19 protein-coding genes are annotated in these 18274 nt (G+C 34.2%); 5 read left to right on the forward strand and 14 right to left on the reverse strand.

The features are described 5' to 3' along the window. Nucleotides 1-263: 263 nt before the first annotated feature. Nucleotides 264-917 carry a peptidoglycan-binding protein LysM gene (locus tag FLACOL7796_RS15700; protein WP_173971684.1) on the forward strand — a complete coding sequence of 218 codons (654 nt, stop codon included), beginning with the start codon at nucleotides 264-266 and terminating at the stop codon, nucleotides 915-917. Between the two features lie 53 nt (nucleotides 918-970). Here the strand turns inward: FLACOL7796_RS15700 and scpA are convergent, their stop codons facing one another. The 10 genes from scpA to dnaA all read right to left on the reverse strand — a co-directional run bounded on the left by scpA (nucleotide 971) and on the right by dnaA (nucleotide 11212). Next, nucleotides 971-3112, reverse strand: a complete 2142-nt coding sequence (scpA, locus tag FLACOL7796_RS15705; protein ID WP_173971685.1) for a methylmalonyl-CoA mutase — start codon at nucleotides 3110-3112, stop codon at nucleotides 971-973. A gap of 44 nt (nucleotides 3113-3156) precedes the next feature. Beyond that, nucleotides 3157-4521 carry a methylmalonyl-CoA mutase subunit beta gene (locus tag FLACOL7796_RS15710; protein ID WP_173971686.1) on the reverse strand — a complete coding sequence of 455 codons (1365 nt, stop codon included), beginning with the start codon at nucleotides 4519-4521 and terminating at the stop codon, nucleotides 3157-3159. A 22-nt stretch (nucleotides 4522-4543) separates the two neighbouring features. Next, entirely contained in the window at nucleotides 4544-4879 is a 336-nt protein-coding gene (locus tag FLACOL7796_RS15715; protein ID WP_055095440.1) for an FtsB family cell division protein, read from the reverse strand. Nucleotides 4880-5031: 152 nt separating this feature from the next. Continuing rightward, a complete protein-coding gene (gene udk / locus FLACOL7796_RS15720; RefSeq protein WP_065451221.1) occupies nucleotides 5032-5640 on the reverse strand; it encodes a uridine kinase in 609 nt (202 codons plus the stop codon). A 256-nt stretch (nucleotides 5641-5896) separates the two neighbouring features. Continuing rightward, complete coding sequence (locus FLACOL7796_RS15725; RefSeq protein WP_173971687.1) at nucleotides 5897-6778, reverse strand: SDR family oxidoreductase; 882 nt, start codon at nucleotides 6776-6778, stop codon at nucleotides 5897-5899. 78 nt (nucleotides 6779-6856) lie between these two features. After that, nucleotides 6857-7984 carry a methionine aminotransferase gene (locus tag FLACOL7796_RS15730; protein ID WP_173971688.1) on the reverse strand — a complete coding sequence of 376 codons (1128 nt, stop codon included), beginning with the start codon at nucleotides 7982-7984 and terminating at the stop codon, nucleotides 6857-6859. Nucleotides 7985-8038: 54 nt separating this feature from the next. Continuing rightward, on the reverse strand, nucleotides 8039-8506 hold the full coding sequence (locus FLACOL7796_RS15735; protein ID WP_173971689.1) for an energy transducer TonB: 468 nt from the start codon (nucleotides 8504-8506) through the stop codon (nucleotides 8039-8041). A 21-nt stretch (nucleotides 8507-8527) separates the two neighbouring features. Beyond that, nucleotides 8528-9241: an SAM-dependent methyltransferase gene (locus tag FLACOL7796_RS15740; protein ID WP_065451225.1), complete on the reverse strand. Its 714-nt coding sequence runs from the start codon at nucleotides 9239-9241 to the stop codon at nucleotides 8528-8530. A gap of 69 nt (nucleotides 9242-9310) precedes the next feature. Next, a complete protein-coding gene (locus FLACOL7796_RS15745) occupies nucleotides 9311-9775 on the reverse strand; it encodes a low molecular weight protein-tyrosine-phosphatase (RefSeq protein ID WP_173971690.1) in 465 nt (154 codons plus the stop codon). A gap of 9 nt (nucleotides 9776-9784) precedes the next feature. Continuing rightward, the gene (gene dnaA, locus FLACOL7796_RS15750) at nucleotides 9785-11212 is read right to left on the reverse strand and encodes a chromosomal replication initiator protein DnaA (protein ID WP_065451227.1); all 1428 of its coding nucleotides are present in this window, start codon (nucleotides 11210-11212) and stop codon (nucleotides 9785-9787) included. 187 nt (nucleotides 11213-11399) lie between these two features. Here dnaA and FLACOL7796_RS15755 point away from each other — a divergent pair, with 187 nt between their 5' ends. Beyond that, nucleotides 11400-11804 carry an acyl-CoA thioesterase gene (locus FLACOL7796_RS15755; RefSeq protein ID WP_173971691.1) on the forward strand — a complete coding sequence of 135 codons (405 nt, stop codon included), beginning with the start codon at nucleotides 11400-11402 and terminating at the stop codon, nucleotides 11802-11804. A 31-nt stretch (nucleotides 11805-11835) separates the two neighbouring features. On the opposite strand, the gene FLACOL7796_RS15760 is transcribed toward FLACOL7796_RS15755, so the two are convergent. The 3 genes from FLACOL7796_RS15760 to ribD all read right to left on the reverse strand — a co-directional run bounded on the left by FLACOL7796_RS15760 (nucleotide 11836) and on the right by ribD (nucleotide 14338). Further along, nucleotides 11836-12468, reverse strand: coding sequence for an IMPACT family protein (locus FLACOL7796_RS15760; RefSeq protein ID WP_173971692.1), 633 nt, complete (start codon nucleotides 12466-12468; stop codon nucleotides 11836-11838). Between the two features lie 225 nt (nucleotides 12469-12693). Continuing rightward, nucleotides 12694-13296: an HAD family hydrolase gene (locus tag FLACOL7796_RS15765; RefSeq protein ID WP_173971693.1), complete on the reverse strand. Its 603-nt coding sequence runs from the start codon at nucleotides 13294-13296 to the stop codon at nucleotides 12694-12696. Continuing rightward, on the reverse strand, nucleotides 13289-14338 hold the full coding sequence (ribD, locus tag FLACOL7796_RS15770) for a bifunctional diaminohydroxyphosphoribosylaminopyrimidine deaminase/5-amino-6-(5-phosphoribosylamino)uracil reductase RibD (protein ID WP_173971694.1): 1050 nt from the start codon (nucleotides 14336-14338) through the stop codon (nucleotides 13289-13291). Before ribD ends, FLACOL7796_RS15765 begins: the two co-directional genes overlap by 8 nt. 106 nt (nucleotides 14339-14444) lie before the next feature. Here ribD and FLACOL7796_RS15775 point away from each other — a divergent pair, with 106 nt between their 5' ends. The 3 genes from FLACOL7796_RS15775 to prmC are packed head-to-tail and all read left to right on the forward strand — an operon-like array spanning nucleotide 14445 to nucleotide 16671. Next, nucleotides 14445-14930, forward strand: a complete 486-nt coding sequence (locus tag FLACOL7796_RS15775) for a GNAT family N-acetyltransferase (protein ID WP_173971695.1) — start codon at nucleotides 14445-14447, stop codon at nucleotides 14928-14930. A gap of 7 nt (nucleotides 14931-14937) precedes the next feature. After that, entirely contained in the window at nucleotides 14938-15747 is an 810-nt protein-coding gene (locus FLACOL7796_RS15780) for a hypothetical protein (protein ID WP_173971696.1), read from the forward strand. Between the two features lie 57 nt (nucleotides 15748-15804). Then, complete coding sequence (gene prmC / locus FLACOL7796_RS15785; protein WP_173971697.1) at nucleotides 15805-16671, forward strand: peptide chain release factor N(5)-glutamine methyltransferase; 867 nt, start codon at nucleotides 15805-15807, stop codon at nucleotides 16669-16671. 173 nt (nucleotides 16672-16844) lie between these two features. Here prmC and FLACOL7796_RS15790 read toward each other — a convergent pair whose 3' ends face one another. Beyond that, nucleotides 16845-18089: an ABC transporter permease gene (locus tag FLACOL7796_RS15790; protein WP_173971698.1), complete on the reverse strand. Its 1245-nt coding sequence runs from the start codon at nucleotides 18087-18089 to the stop codon at nucleotides 16845-16847. Between the last annotated feature and the right edge of the window lie 185 nt (nucleotides 18090-18274).

An 18274-nucleotide genomic window follows, 5' to 3' on the forward strand; every position in this document is an offset into this window, starting at 1 on the left:
TTCAGTAAGTTAATCCTGCTATTTTAACTAATTTGATAAAAATTTGATAAAAATTGCATTTTTTAGAATTATAATTTGGTCGTTTTAAAGCGAAATTTGAATATTGGTTTTCTTCCCTTAATCTGCATCAATAAAGGGATTAGAGTCGATCTTACTATTTTAAAAAATCTGTAAAGTATTGATTTACAGGGTTGTTTTGTATTTCTTATCTTTGCACCGTAGAAATTTCAATGGGGTGACAGCGATTTGAAGAAAAACAATTTATGATAAAGAAGTGGTATTTTTATGCGAGTTTGATCGTTATTATTACATTTTTAAGTTTGGGTTTTAAACCCTTTAATATGGAAACCAAACCGTGGTTTCTAATAGAAAAAACAGATGGCTCTGAGTACTTGTTTCCATCGCAAGAAGAGGATGATTATCCTGAAGTAAAAAAGGTAAATGTTCTATTTACAGAAAAACGCCTTATAAGTTTTAAAGAGGCGGTTGCCTTTAAAGAATCTCAAGGAAAATACCGATTGGTAAATTCGTTAGGTTATATGGGTAAATACCAATTTGGTTCTAAAGCTTTAAGAGCTGTTGGTGTCCAAAATGACAAAGCCTTCTTAAAAGATCCTGCATTACAAGAAAAAGCATTCCTTGCATTACTATCCAAAAACAAATGGATTTTACGTAATGAAATCGAAAAGTATGAAGGAAAGATTATCAATGGTATTGCAATTACCGAATCAGGTATTTTAGCAGCCGCACACCTTGGAGGAGCAGGTTCAGTAAAAAACTTTTTTAAAAATAGAGGAAACAGGCATTTTAAAGATGCTTACGGTACTTCATTAAAAAGTTATATGAAAGCTTTTGGAGGTTATGATCTTTCTCGTATTGAAGCTGATAGCGATGCTACAATACACGATCAAATTTAGAATAAGCATAAGCAAAAAAAAATCCCGAGTAATTCGGGATTTTTTTTTGCTATTTAGTCAATTAAGATTTCTAAGATTTTAATGGCCGCTTCGCTGATTTTAGTTCCTGGTCCAAAAACGGCAACAGCTCCGGCATCAAATAGAAATTGATAGTCTTGCGCCGGAATTACTCCGCCTACAATAACCATTATATCTTCACGTCCGTGTTTTTTTAGCTCTTCGATAACCTGAGGAACTAAGGTTTTATGTCCAGCGGCCAATGATGAAACACCCAGAATGTGTACGTCATTTTCAACTGCTTGTTTGGCAGCTTCGGCCGGAGTTTGAAAAAGTGGACCTATATCTACATCAAAGCCTACATCGGCATAACCTGTAGCGACAACTTTTGCGCCACGATCATGTCCGTCCTGTCCCATTTTGGCAATCATAATTCTGGGACGTCTACCTTCTTGTTTGGCAAAGGCATCTGCTAATTGTTTTGCCTTTTCAAAATTTTCGTCGTTTTTTATTGCTGCACTATACACACCGCTAAAGGATTTAATTTGCGCTTTGAATCTGCCAAAAACACTTTCGAGAGCATCGCTAATTTCGCCTAATGTTGCTCTGTATCGAGCGGCTTCTATAGCAATTTCCAGTAAGTTTCCTTGTCCGGTTTTGGCGCAAAGTATTAATTTTTCGAGTGATTGATTTACTTTGTCAGTATCTCTTGTTGCTTTTATTTCTTCAAGTCTTTCTACTTGTTGTTTGCGAACCATTTGGTTGTCGACATCCAAAATGTGCAAAGGATCTTCTTTTTCTAAGCGATATTGGTTTACGCCTACAATAATATCTTGTCCACTGTCGATTCTTGCTTGCTTTCTGGCAGCTGCTTCTTCAATTCTTAATTTCGGAATTCCCGCTTCGATGGCTTTTGTCATTCCCCCTAATTCTTCTACTTCCTCAATAAGTTTCCAGGTGCTTTTCAGGATTTCATTTGTCAGGCTTTCAACATAATAACTTCCTCCCCAAGGATCAACTGTTTTAGTAATTTTAGTTTCTTCCTGTAAAAAAATCTGTGTATTGCGGGCAATCCTGGCCGAAAAGTCTGTTGGTAATGCAATAGCTTCGTCTAAAGCATTGGTATGCAAAGATTGCGTTCCTCCAAAAGCTGCCGCTGTAGCTTCAATGCAAGTTCTGGCTACATTATTAAAAGGATCTTGTTCTGTTAAACTCCATCCGCTGGTTTGGCAATGCGTTCTTAAGGCTAACGATTTATCACTTTTAGGATTAAATTGCTGTACTAATTTTGCCCAGATCATTCGACCTGCACGCATTTTAGCAATCTCCATAAAGTGATTCATACCAATGGCCCAAAAGAACGAAAGGCGAGGAGCGAACTCATCGATTGTCATTCCCGTAGAAAGTCCGGTTCGAATATATTCTAAACCATCGGCAAGTGTATAAGCCAATTCAATATCGGCTGTTGCTCCGGCTTCCTGCATGTGATATCCTGAAATAGAGATCGAATTGAATTTGGGCATTTTCTTGCTCGTAAATTCAAAAATATCTGCAATGATTTTCATCGAAGGCGTTGGCGGATAGATATAAGTATTACGAACCATGAATTCTTTTAGAATGTCATTCTGGATCGTTCCGGATAATTTCTCGATTGCTACGCCTTGTTCTTCAGCTGCAACGATATAAAAGGCCATAATAGGCAGAACAGCTCCGTTCATCGTCATCGAAACTGACATTTCGTCTAAAGGAATCTGATCAAACAAAACTTTCATATCTTCGACAGAATCTATTGCAACACCCGCTTTACCAACATCGCCAACTACTCTTTCATGATCTGAGTCGTAACCGCGATGCGTAGGCAAGTCAAAAGCAATAGAAAGTCCTTTTTGTCCTGCGGCAAGATTTCTTCTGTAAAAAGCATTGCTTTCTTCTGCGGTAGAAAATCCTGCATACTGGCGAATCGTCCACGGACGTCTTACGTACATTGTAGCGTAAGGTCCACGTAAATTAGGCGCAAAACCTGCTCCAAAATCAAGAAACTCTAAATCTTCGATATCTTTTTCAGAATAAGTCTCTTTGAGCTCGATTCCTTCTGCAGTAAAAAAGTTCTCAGTTTTAGGTTCAGAGCTTTGTTTAAGTTCATCTGACTTATCACTTTTAACTTCTAACTTAATATGTTTAAGGTCTTTTCTTATCATAGAAATACTCTTTTGAGTAGTTTATTAATTACTTTGAAAAATGATTATTCAAGTTCTAATCGTTCTTGTTCCAGTTTTTCGGCTAATCTTTTTTCGATTATAGGTGTAATTAATGTTTTTCTTGGTTTTATTTTTACAAAAGGGAATAATTCAAGATCGTGTTTCATTTTGTCGTCTTTGTTAGGGTATTTATTCGTTCCTAATAAAACTTCTTTTTTAGAATCGAATAATTCCTGTTCTTTCGCGGCACTTTCCTGAATTTTCTTTTTGATAGTTCCGTCGTTCAAAAGTTTAAGAAAACCTCCACTGGCTTCAATATCTTTGAATAAAGCCAAACTTTTCTCTGCCAATTGCATGGTTAAACTTTCGATATAATAACTTCCATCGGCTGGATTGTTTACTTTATCAAAGTAACTTTCGTGCTTTAAAACTAATAATTGGTTGCGGGCAATTCGGTCACCAAATTCATTGTCTTTATGGTACAAAGAATCATAAGGTAAATTGGCGACAGCATCAGCACCGCCCAAAATTGCCGACATACATTCGGTTGTTGTACGAAGCATATTTACGTTGTAATCGTAAATAGTTTTATTGCGTTTGGTTGGCGTAACCAAAAAATGACATTCTAGATCAGGATTGTATTCTGAAGCAATTAATTTGAAAAGCATTCGCAAAGCACGAAGTTTTGCAATTTCAAAAAAATAATTGGTTCCTACTGATATTTGAAAAACAAATGGTTGTGTAATACTCGGTAAACGATTTAAATATTCGTTTGCGTGTGCTAAACTATACGCAATTTGTTGGGTAAGGTTAGCGCCTGCATTTTGATACAAACCTGAATCGATACTTATTAAAGAAAGATTGGTCGTTGCTTTTGCTATTTTTTCGATCGTTTCGAAATTATTTTTATCAGATGTTGTAAACCAGTTTCCTTCTCTTGCAAAATGACCAATTGGGTCTATATTGCAATAAAAAACAGCTTTTTTCTGAATCGAAATAGTGTCTAATATTTTTACGAAATCGATTGAAATAAAATTCAAATTAAAGTAAACGGTTCTGTTTTCTAAAGGAAGAGTTTCTAGTAATTTTTGAATATCTATTTTTTCGTTTTCGATGGTAAAACGCAAACTTTCAGCACCTCTTTCGATAGTGTTCAAGGCTCTTTGAATCGATTTTTCGATATCGTATACAAAGATGTTCTGACAAATTTTAAAATTAGATGCCTGGGTTTTAACCGAAGCAGCTTTAGAAAATTCGTCGATATGATAAAAGGGTTTTACCTGAATGTCTTCCGGAGAATTCCAGATTACGGTTTGGTTATAATCAGCTCCGTCTAATTCAAACTGAATTTTTTGTTTCCATTGTTTGGATGAAATCGGATTAAAATCGTCGAATAGGGTAGTAGCCATTGGGTTTGTGTACTTTTTCTGATTATTCTTTTGTGTCTTGAATAGTATCTCCTTCAAATTGAATGATATAAATATCTTCGCTGTCTTTTTTCATGAAATACTTTTCGCGGGCATATTTTTCTATTTGTTCAGGATTTTTAAGTTGTTTGATCTGTTCCTGATCTTTTTTTATTTCGTCCTGATAGTATTTTTTATTGTCTTGTAATTCGTTAATCTGGCCGTCGAGAAAACGATGGTCAAAATAAGAGTAATTGTCTAAAAATAGCATCCAGACTACGAAAAAGAGTAAAACCCAGACATATTTGTTGCTCATTAATTTGAACCAGCGCTTGTCTTTATATGGATTTTTTAGTTTCATTTTCTCTTTAACTGATTACTTCTTATAAATTCGATTGGTGTTCTAGCCCCGATAGTAGTGAAAATCCTTTTGTGCCGGGGTTCGGCACAAAAGATTGAAACGAATAGCGGGAAATAGCTCCTAATTTTTATGGAATAAATTTACGATAAAAATTATGAAATTCGTTGATTAATTACAGCGCGAACTACATCGATAGCTACCGTATTGTATTTATCGTTAGGGATAATGATGTCTGCAAAAGCTTTTGATGGTTCGATAAATTGCTCGTGCATAGGTTTTAAAGTGTTTTGGTAACGGGTTAAAACCTCGTCGATATCACGTCCGCGTTCTGAAATATCACGTTTCAAACGACGAATTAATCTTTCGTCAGAATCTGCATGAACGAAAACTTTAACATCAAAAAGATCACGAAGCTCAGGATTTGTCAGGATTAAAATTCCTTCAACAATCATTACTTTACGAGGATGTGTAGATACAGTATCGTCGGTTCTGTTATGTTGTATGAATGAATATACCGGCTGATCGATGGTTTCGCCTTCTTTTAAGGCTTTTAGGTGTTTTACCAATAATTCAAAATCGATCGCACGAGGATGATCAAAATTGATTAATGCTCTTTCGTCGAACGACAAATTATGGGTTTCCTTATAGTAGGAATCCTGAGAAATTACGCCAACTTCAGTGTCTGGTAATTCGTTCATAATTTGGTGTACTACTGTTGTTTTTCCACTTCCTGTTCCTCCTGCAATTCCAATAATGAGCATATATTTTTTGTTTGATATTTTGTTTGGCAAAAATAATAATTTAAGTGAATTGTTTAAATATATTAACGAATTAAACCATATAAGTGAAATAAGTAAATTTAAGCAAACATATATTTAAACAATTTATTACTTCATTGAACTTATATCACTTATATAGCGAAAAACATAAAAAAAATCCCGAAAGTAAAAACCTTCGGGATTTGGTGCAATCAGTATAGTTTTAATAAAATATTCTGAATTTAGTAAGCACGTAAAATTATTTATTCTTTTTTGCTTTTATCATCATTTCAAGCTGATCCCAAAGTTCTTCCGGAATTGCTTCAAGTAAATTAAATTGTCCTGCGCCTTTTAGCCATTCGCCACCGTCTATTGTGATAACGTCTCCGTTTACATAAGCTGAAAAATCAGATACTAAATAAGCGGCTAAATTGGCCAATTCCTGATGATCGCCTACGCGTTTCAACGGAACTTTTTTCGCCATATCAAATTTTTCTGCAAGATCTCCCGGTAATAATCTGTCCCAGGCACCTTTTGTAGGGAATGGTCCCGGAGCGATCGCATTAGAGCGAATTCCGTATTTTGCCCATTCTACCGCTAAACTTCTAGTCATGGCCAAAACTCCTGCTTTTGCGGTAGCACTTGGTACTACATAAGCTGATCCTGTCCAGGCATAAGTGGTTACGATATTTAATATGGTAGCCGATGTTTGTTTGGTGTCGATCCAGTGTTTTCCAAAAGCCAGTGTACAGTTTTTAGAGCCTTTTAATACGATATCTATAACAGTGTCAAATGCATTTGCAGATAAACGTTCGGTTGGAGAAATGAAATTTCCGGCAGCATTGTTTAAAAGAACATCTACTTTTCCGAAAGTTTTTAAAACTTCCTGAAGCATATTTTCTACTTCTTCGTAATGGCGAACATCACATTGAAGTGGCAAACATTGTCCTCCGGTTTCGGTTTCAAGTTCTGTGGCAGTATTTTTTAGCTTGTCTAAATCTCTTGAAGTAATCGCTACCTGAGCGCCTAATTCTAAGAAATATTTGGTCATTGCTTTTCCTAAACCGCTTCCGCCGCCTGTTACTACTATGACTTTACCTTTTAAAGCGTCATCTCTTAACATTTTATCTGTATAGCTCATATTATTTTTCTTTTTATTACAATATTAATTAAATAAATAGGATGCACGCATAATAATGTTATAAAATTTTAATAAACTTTATATATTACATAATTTTTTTGCTGCAGATTCTAATGTAAAATCATCTTTGGCGAAGCAAAAACGTATTAATTTTTGGTCTTTATGATCTGAATAAAAAGTAGAAATGGGGATAGCTGCAACGCCATGATCGGTGATTAGTTTTTTGCAAAAAGTAACATCGTCATCGTTCGAAATATTAGCATAGGATGCAACCTGAAAATAAGTTCCTTCGCAAGGTTTTAGTTCAAAACGGCTATTTTGAAGCAATTTTTGGAAATAATCTCGTTTTTCCTGATAGAATTTCCCTAAAAGATTGACATCTACAACATCTAAATATTCGCTTATGGCAGCTTGAGAAATACTGTTAACGCTGAAAACCAGAAACTGATGTACTTTTTTAATTTCTTTCATCAAATATTCGGGAGCAACGGTATAACCAATTTTCCAGCCTGTAATATGAAAAGATTTTCCGAAAGAAGAAACCATTATGCAACGGTTTAAAAGGAAATCTTTGGTATGAGCCGAAATATGTTTTTCTTCGAAAGTAATATATTCATAGACTTCATCTGATAAAACAAGAATGTCAGGAAATTTAGAAAGTAATTTTTCTAATTGAAGAAAATCAGCTTCCGTTAAAATTTTCCCCGTTGGATTATGCGGATTGTTTATGATGATCATCTTAGTTTTTGAGGAACATGCTTTTTCAATCGTTTCCCAATTTGGAGTATAATCATCGTTTAATGCTACGCGAACGGGTTTTGCATTGCACAATAAAACGGGAGATTCATAAGAATCATAGCTAGGATCCAGAATAACTACTTCGTCGCCGGTTTTTATCAAAGCTAAAATCGTAGTGAAAATTCCTTGCGTTGCGCCAGCCGTAACCAAAATTTCTGTTTCGGGAACAATAGTTCTGTTGTACGAACTCTGAACCAGTTTTGCAATCTGATTCATTAATGGAGGGAAACCTGCCATTGGTGTATATTGGTGTACGTTTTCTTTGGATAATCTCGCAATAATATCAGTTAATCTTTCGTCTACAGGAAAGTTCGGAAATCCTTGTGAAAGATTTATCGCATTATATTCAGCTGCCATTTTTGACATTACTGTAAATATACTGGTAGTTACGTTTGGAAGTTTACTCATGATAAAGTTTGATTAGGGAAAACTTGTGAGTCAAAAGGAAAATAAATTAAAAAATTAATTTATAGTTATTGGTAATGAATATAAAGTTCTCACTTCTTTATTGTTTTGTTTACCAGGAATCCATTTAGGAGAAAAATTTAATACACGAATAGCTTCGGCTCCGGTACCAAACCCTAAGTCTCTAAGGATTTTTATGTCGGTTAAAGATCCGTTTTTTTCGATTATAAATGTAACAAACACTTTTCCTTTTAATTCAGGATTTTCTTTTGGTTTCTTATAATTTTCAGAAATAAATTTATATAGTTGGTCAAGGCCTCCTGGAAATACAGGTTTAACTTCCATGCCTGCTGTATTGTAGACTTGATTCTCGTCTTCGGGATAAATTGGAACAGGAGGGAAATCTGCAAGTGTTTTATATTGACGTTCATCTTCATCAATAGAACTAACTTTATTATTTGTTTTAGCTTGAGAAAATATATTTTGTACAGAGCAAATCAAAATCAGAATTAGAAACTTTTTCATTATGATGGTCTTAAAGTTAGTTTACATTTTATGAATAATAAAAATCGTTGGTCTGTTATGTAAATCAACTTTTAATTTTTTCCAATCTGCAACACGCATGGTTTTAATGAATTCTGTTGGTAAAGTAATATCAGTTGCAATACAAAGGTGAGTCGAAGGATTTACGATTTGCAAAATATCTTCAACCAATTTATTGTTTCTATAAGGTGTTTCTATAAAAATCTGAGATTGATTTTTATCCTGAGACAATTTCTCAAAATGTTTTAATGCCGATTTTTTCTCGTCTTTATCAATTGGCAAATATCCGTTGAAGGTAAAACTTTGTCCGTTCATTCCAGATGCCATCATTGCTAATAAAATAGAAGAAGGGCCAACCAATGGTACAACCTGAATTCCTTTTTCGTGTGCTAATTTTACAATTACGGCACCAGGATCAGCAACGCCCGGGCAACCTGCTTCGCTCATTAAGCCTACATTTTTTCCTTCTAATAAAGGTTTGATGAAGTCTAAATGCTCGCTTGGTTCGGTACGTTTATTAAGAGTGAAAAGGATTAGTTCTGATTGTTTTTTCTCAGGAGAAACTGCTTTTATCGATTTTCTCGCTGTTTTTTCGTTTTCAACAATATAATGATCTATAAAATCGATACTTCTTTTTACGGTTTGTGGCAAAACATCCATCGGATCGCTTTCGCCCATTGTGGTTGGAATTAAATATAATTTTCCTAGAAGTTTCATTTGTGATGATTTAGAATTAAAAGAAAAATGTACTTCAATTAGCAGTTAAGTAATTAAAATACATTAAAATTATGAATGTTTTTCGATAAGTTTTGTGGCAATTATTTCGGCAACTTCGTCTAGCATTTGATAAACGTTGTCGAAACCATTAACGGCTCCGTAATAAGGATCTGGAACATCTACATTTTCGTCCGGAAATAATTCGTTTAAAATAAGATGTACTTTGTTTTTATGTTCAGGAGTTTTGGCTAGCTGAATGACATCTCTGTAATTTGAACTATCCATAACGTAGATGTAATCAAATTCGTCAAAATCAGCGGTTTTAAATTGTCTGCCTTTTTGCTGGTCAATGCATAGGCCATTTTTTTTGGCGACAGCAATAGAACGTTTATCCGGCGAATGACCTACGTGCCATGATCCGGTTCCTGCAGAATCAACAATAAAGTTTTTAGGTAATTTTGATGCTAAAATACCTTCGGCTAAAGGTGATCTGCAAATATTTCCCAAGCAAACCATTAAAATTTTTACTGGCATGATTCGCGTTTATAGCGTTAATTTTTTGTTGATGTCTTCGACAAATTTCTTGAATTGTTTGTCTGTAGAAACTAAATTGTCAACGGTTTTACAAGCGTGTAATACGGTAGCGTGATCGCGATCTCCAATTTGTGAACCAATGTTCGCCAAAGAAGCTTTGGTAAATTTCTTTGCAAAAAACATAGCCAACTGTCTCGCTTGTACAACGTGCCTCTTTCTGGTTTTAGATTGAAGTGTTTCAATGTCCAACTGAAAGTAATCCGATACAATTTTTTGAATATAATCGATAGAGATTTCTCTCTTAACGTTTTTAACAAATTTCTCTACAACGCTTTTCGCTAACTCAATTGTAACTTCTTTTTTGTTGAAAGAAGATTGGGCGATTAACGAAATAATAGCACCTTCAAGTTCTCTAACATTAGATTTAATGTTACGGGCAACGTATTCAATAATATCTTCCGGCATTTCAACACCATCACGATATAGGATATTTTTTAAGATCGAAATTCTGGTTTCGTAATCTGGCTGATGTAATTCAGCAGATAATCCCCATTTAAAACGAGATAACAAACGTTGCTCGATATCCTGCATATCAACAGGAGCTTTGTCTGAAGTCAAAATTACCTGCTTTCCGTTTTGGTGCAAGTAGTTAAAAATGTGGAAAAATACGTCCTGAGTTCCTGATTTTCCAGATAAAAACTGAACATCATCAATAATCAAAACGTCGATTAATTGGTAAAAGTGAATGAAATCGTTACGATTATTCTTTTTTACCGAATCAATATATTGTTGTGTGAAAATCTCGGCAGAAATATATAAAACCGTCTTTTCAGGATATTTATCTTTTACTTCTACACCTATAGCATGCGCTAAGTGTGTTTTTCCTAATCCAACTCCACCAAAAATCAATAACGGATTAAATGACGTTCCTCCTGGTTTGTTGGCAACTGCCATACCAGCAGAACGAGCTAAACGGTTAGAATCTCCTTCAAGGAAATTATCAAAACTATAATTAGGATTTAACTGTGACTCAATTTTTAAATTTCTGATCCCCGGAATTACAAACGGATTTTTAAGTTCAGGATTTAAGTTTTTAAACGGAGCATCAACCTCTTGCGGTTTCATTGGCACTCTGTTGGAACTAGGCAGCTGCTCGGTAAAAGGCTGTTTATTTCCATAAGTGTTCTCCATTTTAATTTTATAGAGTAACTTTGCGTTTTTTCCCAGTTCTTTGGTAAGCGCAACTTTCAATAATTTTACGTAGTGTTCTTCTAACCATTCGTAGAAAAATTTACTTGGTACTTGAATATATAACGCGTTGTCGGTTAGCTCAACTGATTTGATTGGTTCGAACCAAGTTTTATATGCTTGATCTTGAATATTGTCTTTTATAAAGGACAAACAGTTTTCCCATACCGATTGAGCAGTTTTAGTCATAGATTCAGATAAATTTTTTTATTATTGATAAAGATTCTCCTAATAAAAAAGGAGCAATTTTATTCCGTATTTCGGGATAACAAATATGTGAACAAATTTCTGTAAAAAAAAATATTTTGGCCTCTAATTTTATAAAAAAAAGTTGTAAGTGAACTTTTGGAATTTAATTTTTTTTAATATATAAATAATGAAAAATCATCAAACGCAAGTGCGTGTTCGTTACTCAGAAACCGATCAAATGGGAGTCGTTTATCACGGAAATTATGTTCCTTATTTTGAGATTGGACGCGTGGAATGGCTTAGAAACAAAGGGATTTCGTATAAAAGTATGGAAGAAAGCGGGATCGGTTTACCTATTGTTTCGATGCAAATAAATTATAAAAAATCAGCACGCTATGATGAGCTTCTTACAATTCATACTACTTTCAAAAGTCAATCGTCAGTGAAGATTGAATTTGACTGCGAGATTTATAATGAGGCGAATGAGTTATTAACAACTGCCGTATTTATTTTAGTATTTATTTCGTTAAAATCGGGTCGTCCAACTGCCCCTCCGGATTATATTTTAGAATTATTTAAAACGCTTGAATAATTGTTAAAATGAGATGGGTTTTTGTATTAATTTATATAATTTTAATATCGATTTCAAACATTAAATCAAAAATGTCGAATACTGATTCGGCATTTTTTTTGCGCGTTTTTGTTTTGATTTTGCCAATTGGAAGACCTGAATCTTCGTCAATTTCCATTTCCTGAGACGTTATTTCCAACTTTTTTTCTTTAATAACCCGCATTACTTTGTTCATGTTTTTATAATCAAAAGAGATTAAAAAGTAAACATCAATTGTTTTTTCGATAATCTCACAAACTTCGAGCGTCATTTGGGCTGTTGTTTTATAAGCGGCGATTAATCCGCCAACGCCTAATTTTATCCCTCCAAAAATTCGAACTACGACTACAAGAACGTTTGTTACGCCAAAAGATTGTATTTGTCCGTAAATTGGTGCTCCGGCTGTATTATTTGGTTCGCCATCATCATTGGCACGATACGAAATTTTTGGCGCTGTGCCTAATTGGTACGCATAACAATAATGAACAGCGTTCGGATGTTGTTTTTTTAAAGTTTCGATGATGGGTTTTACTTCGTCTTCGTGTTCTATAGGAAAAGCATATCCAAAGAATTTGCTGCCCTTTTCTTTAAAAAGTACTTCTTCAGATTCAAAAGCAATGGTTTTATAAGTATCGTCGTATTCCAAAAGTAAATGTCTAAATTATTTTATTTTTTTGCCACAGATTAAAAGATTGAAAATGATTTTTTCTATTTCCTTTTAATTTTTTACTGTGACTATATGTTTCGCGCAGATTTAAAAAGATTTAAACGGATATACGCAGATTATAATTAAATCTGCTCAAATCACCAGAATCTGCGTGAAAAAAAATCATTTTTAATCTGTGTAATCTGTGGTCAAACCTTAAAAGGGCTATAGTATTTTTTTCTCAAATAAATCAACTACATCTTCCTGTCCCACTTGTAAATTCCAGACATGAAGTCCTAAAGCGGCAGCAGCATCTGTATTTTCTTTTTTGTCGTCTACAAACAAAGTGCGTTTTGGAGAAAGCTCGTGTTTGTTGATTAAGTACTGAAAAACTTCTGCGTTTGGTTTACGCATTCCGATTTCAAAAGAAAAATAAACTTTTTCGAAACATTGATAGAAATCGCTGTAAAAAGAGATTCCGCTTTTATTTTCGAAAGTAGCGATATGAATAGAATCTGTATTACTCAATAAAAACAAACGGTATTTTTTTGAAAGCATTTGTAGAAATTCTAATCGGTATAAGGGAAAATCTGCTAAAACTGCATTCCATGCTTTTAAGATTTCTTCTATAGATGCGTTGGGTAATTCTTTTTGAAAACCAGCAACAAAATCATCATGCGATATATCTCCGGTCTCGAACAAAAGATTCAAACGATCCATTTCGGCGCTCCATTCTTTCATGCCCAATTGCTGCAATCCTGAAATGGTACCTTGTTTATCTAAATTGATAAAAATATCTCCAAAGTCAAAAATTATAGTATCAATCATGATTTCTAATGTTTAATAATTCGTCGCCCTGAATATAGGTTTTTGCTGGATTTTTCTTTTGAATTACAGGCGCTTTCGTTCCTTTTTCAAAAGTGGTTTTTCCGATAAAAATCCTGGCTTCATCCCAAATATTCTGATCTATAAAAGATTGTAAAGTCTGCAATCCGCCTTCGATAATAATCGACTGAATTTGGTTTTGATGCAAAACAGCCAGAATTTGCGGTATTGTATTTTGATTAAAATCAATTACTTCAAAGTTAGTGTTTTCTGCCGAAAGGTTGGTTTCAGATTTTGTAAATACTATGGTTTTTACGCTATTATCAAAAATAAAACTATCTTTTGGGATGCGATTATTTTGATCTAAAACAACTCTTACCGGATTATTTCCTGACCAGTCTCTGGTGTTTAATTTTGGATTATCATCGATAACAGTTTGTGTTCCCACTAAAATAGCCTGTTCTTCGCTGCGCCATTTATGAACCAATTGTCTTGAGTACGAATTGGTAATCCATACAGGTTTTCGATCCTGATCAATCTCTTTTTCCGGAGAAAGAAAACCGTCCTGAGTTTCGGCCCATTTTAATATAATATAAGGTCTTTTTTGCTGATGAAAAGTAAAAAAGCGTTTATTGAGTTCGTTGCATTCTTTTTCTAAAACTCCAACAGTTACATTTGCTCCTGCAGCAATTAGTTTTTTAATGCCATTTCCGGCCACTCTTTCGTTGGGGTCAACAGTCCCAACAACTACATTCGGGATTTGATGTTCTATAATCAAATCGCAGCACGGAGGTGTTTTGCCAAAATGACTGCAAGGTTCTAAGCTTACATAAATAGTAGCTTTTTTTAATAATGATTTGTCTTTTACAGATCGAATTGCATTTACTTCAGCATGAGGTTCTCCGGCTTTTTTGTGCCAGCCTTCGCCAATGATTTTATTTTCGTAAACAATTACGCTACCCACCATCGGATTAGGATATGTAGTTCCAAAGCCATTTTCTGCCAACTTTATGCAGCGTTTTATGTATTTTTCATGTATATTCACGGTACAAAAGTAGTTATTTTTGTTTAGTTCGATAGTTAACGGTATTGTTAAGAAACTATCAAAAAAGTATTTTTACTTTTGTAATAGGTTATACGAATATAGTAATATGGAAAATTGGATTATCAGGGCAATTAAAAAAGAAGACAATCAGGCAGTTGCTCAATTAATACGATCGGTTTTTGATGAAATGGAAATTCCGAAAGTAGGTACGGCGTATGAAGATCCGTATTTAGATTTAATGTTTGAAGAATATAATAAGCCGCAATCAGCTTATTTTGTTGTTGAAAATGAAGGTAAAATTGTAGGTTGTGTTGGAATTGCACCGCTTGAAAATGGAGATCCTGAAATTTGCGAATTGCAAAAAATGTATTTCCTACCTGAAACCCGTGGATTAGGAATTGGAAGTAAAATGATGCAAAAATGTTTAGATCAGGCAAAGGATTTTGGTTTTGAAAAATGTTATATCGAGACAATGCCGTTTATGCATGCGGCTCAAAAATTATATAAAAAATCAGGTTTTGAATATTTAGACGCTCCTTTAGGAAATACAGGGCATAGTTCTTGCCCAGTCTGGATGTTGAAAAACTTATAAGTTTACTATGAAAAAAATAATACTTCCGTTTTTGGTGTTCTCGATTTTGTTTTCCTGTAAAGACGATAAATTAGTAAAAGCTCAAGGATCTCAAACTTCTGTTAAGAATGAGGTTGTTAAAGACTCTGCTGCAAGCGATGAAGTTGTCGTAGAGGAAGACTTTAAAAATGATTTTGAAATTTTGTTGCCAGATGGCTACAGAGATGATCAGGGCAAGAATCCGACTAATGCTTTAAATAAAGACTGGGTTGATTTATTTGAGGAAAATGGAAGTTATTATTTAGGGAAAACTGATTTTACGATCGAAAAAGGATATGACGAATGTGTTGGAGATTCTATAAGATCGATTGTTTCTAAAAATAAATCGGTTTTGTTTATGGATGATCCGAAATTGAAATTAGGAAAAATAAAGGCTTTGAAATTGACTAAAAACAAAATCTGGCCAGGCGAAAAATTAACTTTAAAATTCGATAATACTGATTATGTTTTTAGAGCTGAAGGAAAAGTGCTTTCGACTGAAAAAAGAAGTTTAGACGATAATAAAGAAGAAATCTATAAAAAAGTAGAAAATTATAAACTGTATTTGAAAGCAAACAATGGCTCAGAAAAATTGCTTTTGCAGGTAGAAGCCTTCAATGATACTTTTGTTGAATTGCTTTTTGCCGGAGATATTGATAATGATGGAAAACTGGATTTTATTTTTGGTGCTAACAGAGATTATGAAGAAACACGAGTAATGTTATTCCTTTCTTCGAAGGCTGAAAGTAATGAACCGGTAAAAAAAGTTTCTCAAATTGCAATACAATTTGACTGCTAGTAGCAGCAGAATATAAAAGTAAAAATAAAGACCGCTTAAATATAAATTCAAATATAGATGAGAATTAAACAATACCGCACTCAGTTTATCAAAGAGTTGTCGCCTTTTTACGATGCTTACGAAGCGGAAAGTTTTTTCTATTTAATTTTAGAAGACAAACATAAATTACGTCAGATTGATTTAGCGTTAAATCATGAGTTGACTTTTTCAGACAGTGATTTTATTGTTTGGGATTCATTATTAGCGCAATTAAAAAAAGAAGTTCCGATTCAGTATTTATTAGGGAAAACTAATTTTTATGGTTTGGATTTCGAGGTCAACGAAAATGTTTTGATTCCGAGGCCAGAAACAGAAGAATTGGTAGAATGGATTATCAATGAAAACTCAAAAGCTGAAAAATCTAAAACAATCAAAATTCTTGATATAGGAACCGGGAGTGGTTGTATTGCAATTTCATTGGCAAAAAATATTCCGAATGCCCGGGTTTATGCGATGGATGTTTCTAAAAAAGCAATAGAAACCGCGAAACGTAATGCCATAAATAATAAAACAGATGTTACTTTTATTCTTCAGGACGTTTTAAATGCCGAAGAACTGAAATGTAATTTTGATATTATAGTTTCGAATCCGCCTTATGTGCGTAATTTGGAGAAAGAAGAAATCAAAAAAAATGTTCTGGATTATGAGCCGCATTTGGCGCTTTTTGTAGAAGATAATGATGCTTTGATTTTTTATCGAAAGATAGCCGAGCTGGCACAAAATAATCTGTTGGAAGACGGACAATTGTATTTTGAAATCAATCAGTATCTTGGTGATGAAATGAAAGATTTGTTAGAAAAAATGAATTTTAAAAGCATCGAATTACGAAAAGATATCTACGATAATGACAGAATGATTTTCGGGAAGGTTTTTAAAACGGTATAATTAAGTTCTTGAAAACGAAACTTCTAATCTAGCCCCGATAGCAGTGAAAATCCTTTTATGCCGTTGTTCGGCATAAAAGATTGTAACGAATAGCGGGACAAGTGGTCTTTTTGAATCGATTAACTTCTGCTACAACTATTCAATGTAGAAAACTGCGACTAAAAACTAAAAAATTATTCGTAGCGCAAAGCTTCGATAGGATCGAGTTTTGAGGCTTTTATAGCGGGATATAAGCCTGAAACAATGGCAACGGTAAAACTGGTTGCGAAAGCGGCAAAAATAGCGACCCACGGAATCACGAATGCAAAACTCATTGCGGTTGCAATAGCAAAACCTAAAAGGATTCCGATTATAATACCAATTAATCCGCCGATTTGTCCGATTAGTAAAGTTTCTATAAAAAATTGTACGGCAATTGTAATTTTTTTTGCTCCCAAAGCTTTACGAACGCCTATTTCGCGTGTACGTTCTGTAACCGAAACAATCATGATGTTCATTAAGGCGATAGAAGATCCTAAAATAGTGATAACACTAATGATCCAGGATGCCCAGCCTAAATATTTTGTGATGCCCAGAATACGGTTAATTAAATCATCGCTTCGGCCAATTCCGAAATTATTATCGCGCGTTGGACTTAATTTTCGTACGCGTCGCATTGTGCTTGTGGCATTGTCGATAGCTTCGTCAAGAAACTCTTTTTTGCCCACCATTACGCTCAAGGTATAATTGATATTGGGTGCAGTAAATAAGGAACGCGCTACCTGAATTGGAATTAAAACGCGCAAATCCTGACTATTACCAAAAGTTGATCCTTTTTCTTTTAAGACTCCGATAACTTTAAAACGTGCGCCACGAATCGAAATTATTTTATCGATTGGGTTGACATCTTTTAATAAACCTTTCTCAAAATCAGATCCTACAACGCAGGAATACGTATTGTTGTCGATGTCAAATTGATTGAAACTACGTCCCAAACTTATTTCCAGACCTGAGTTGGAAATGAAATGTTCGTCGACACCCAAAATGGTAATTTCCGGATCGGTTTTTTTGTCGAGATATTTAACTTCGGCGGTTTTGGTGGCTGTAAAGGATAAAGAAGTTTCGCTAAAAGGATATTTGTATTTGTTTTTGAAAGCAACGGCTTCAGGATACGAAATAATAGGATTGACGATTTCACGTTCGTTACTTCCTCGATTTTTAAGGTTGTTTTCGTATTGGTTAATGTTGAAGGTATTGGCTCCCATTGAAGCAAAATTGGTCGAAATTGTATTTTCAAGTGCTGTTACCACGGTTAAGATTCCTACCAAAGCGGTAATCCCGATAGCGATAATTAAAACGGTAAGAATAGTACGCAATAATTGTGTTTTGATAGAACCAAAAGCAATTCGGATATTTTCTTTAAATAATTTTAGCATCATGACCAATTTGTCACGAAAATACGTTTTTTGTTACAAGTTTGTTTTCGAACTGGCATTATTTATTTTAAAAAATAAGATATTTGCAGTCGATTTGTGATTAATAGTAAATCTAAAATCCCAATATAATTAATGTAAAAGAGTTTATGAGGTAAGATTAGAAAATAATCTAAAATCTAAAATCTAAA

This window comes from Flavobacterium bizetiae, from assembly GCF_902804475.1.
Taxonomy (GTDB): domain Bacteria; phylum Bacteroidota; class Bacteroidia; order Flavobacteriales; family Flavobacteriaceae; genus Flavobacterium; species Flavobacterium bizetiae.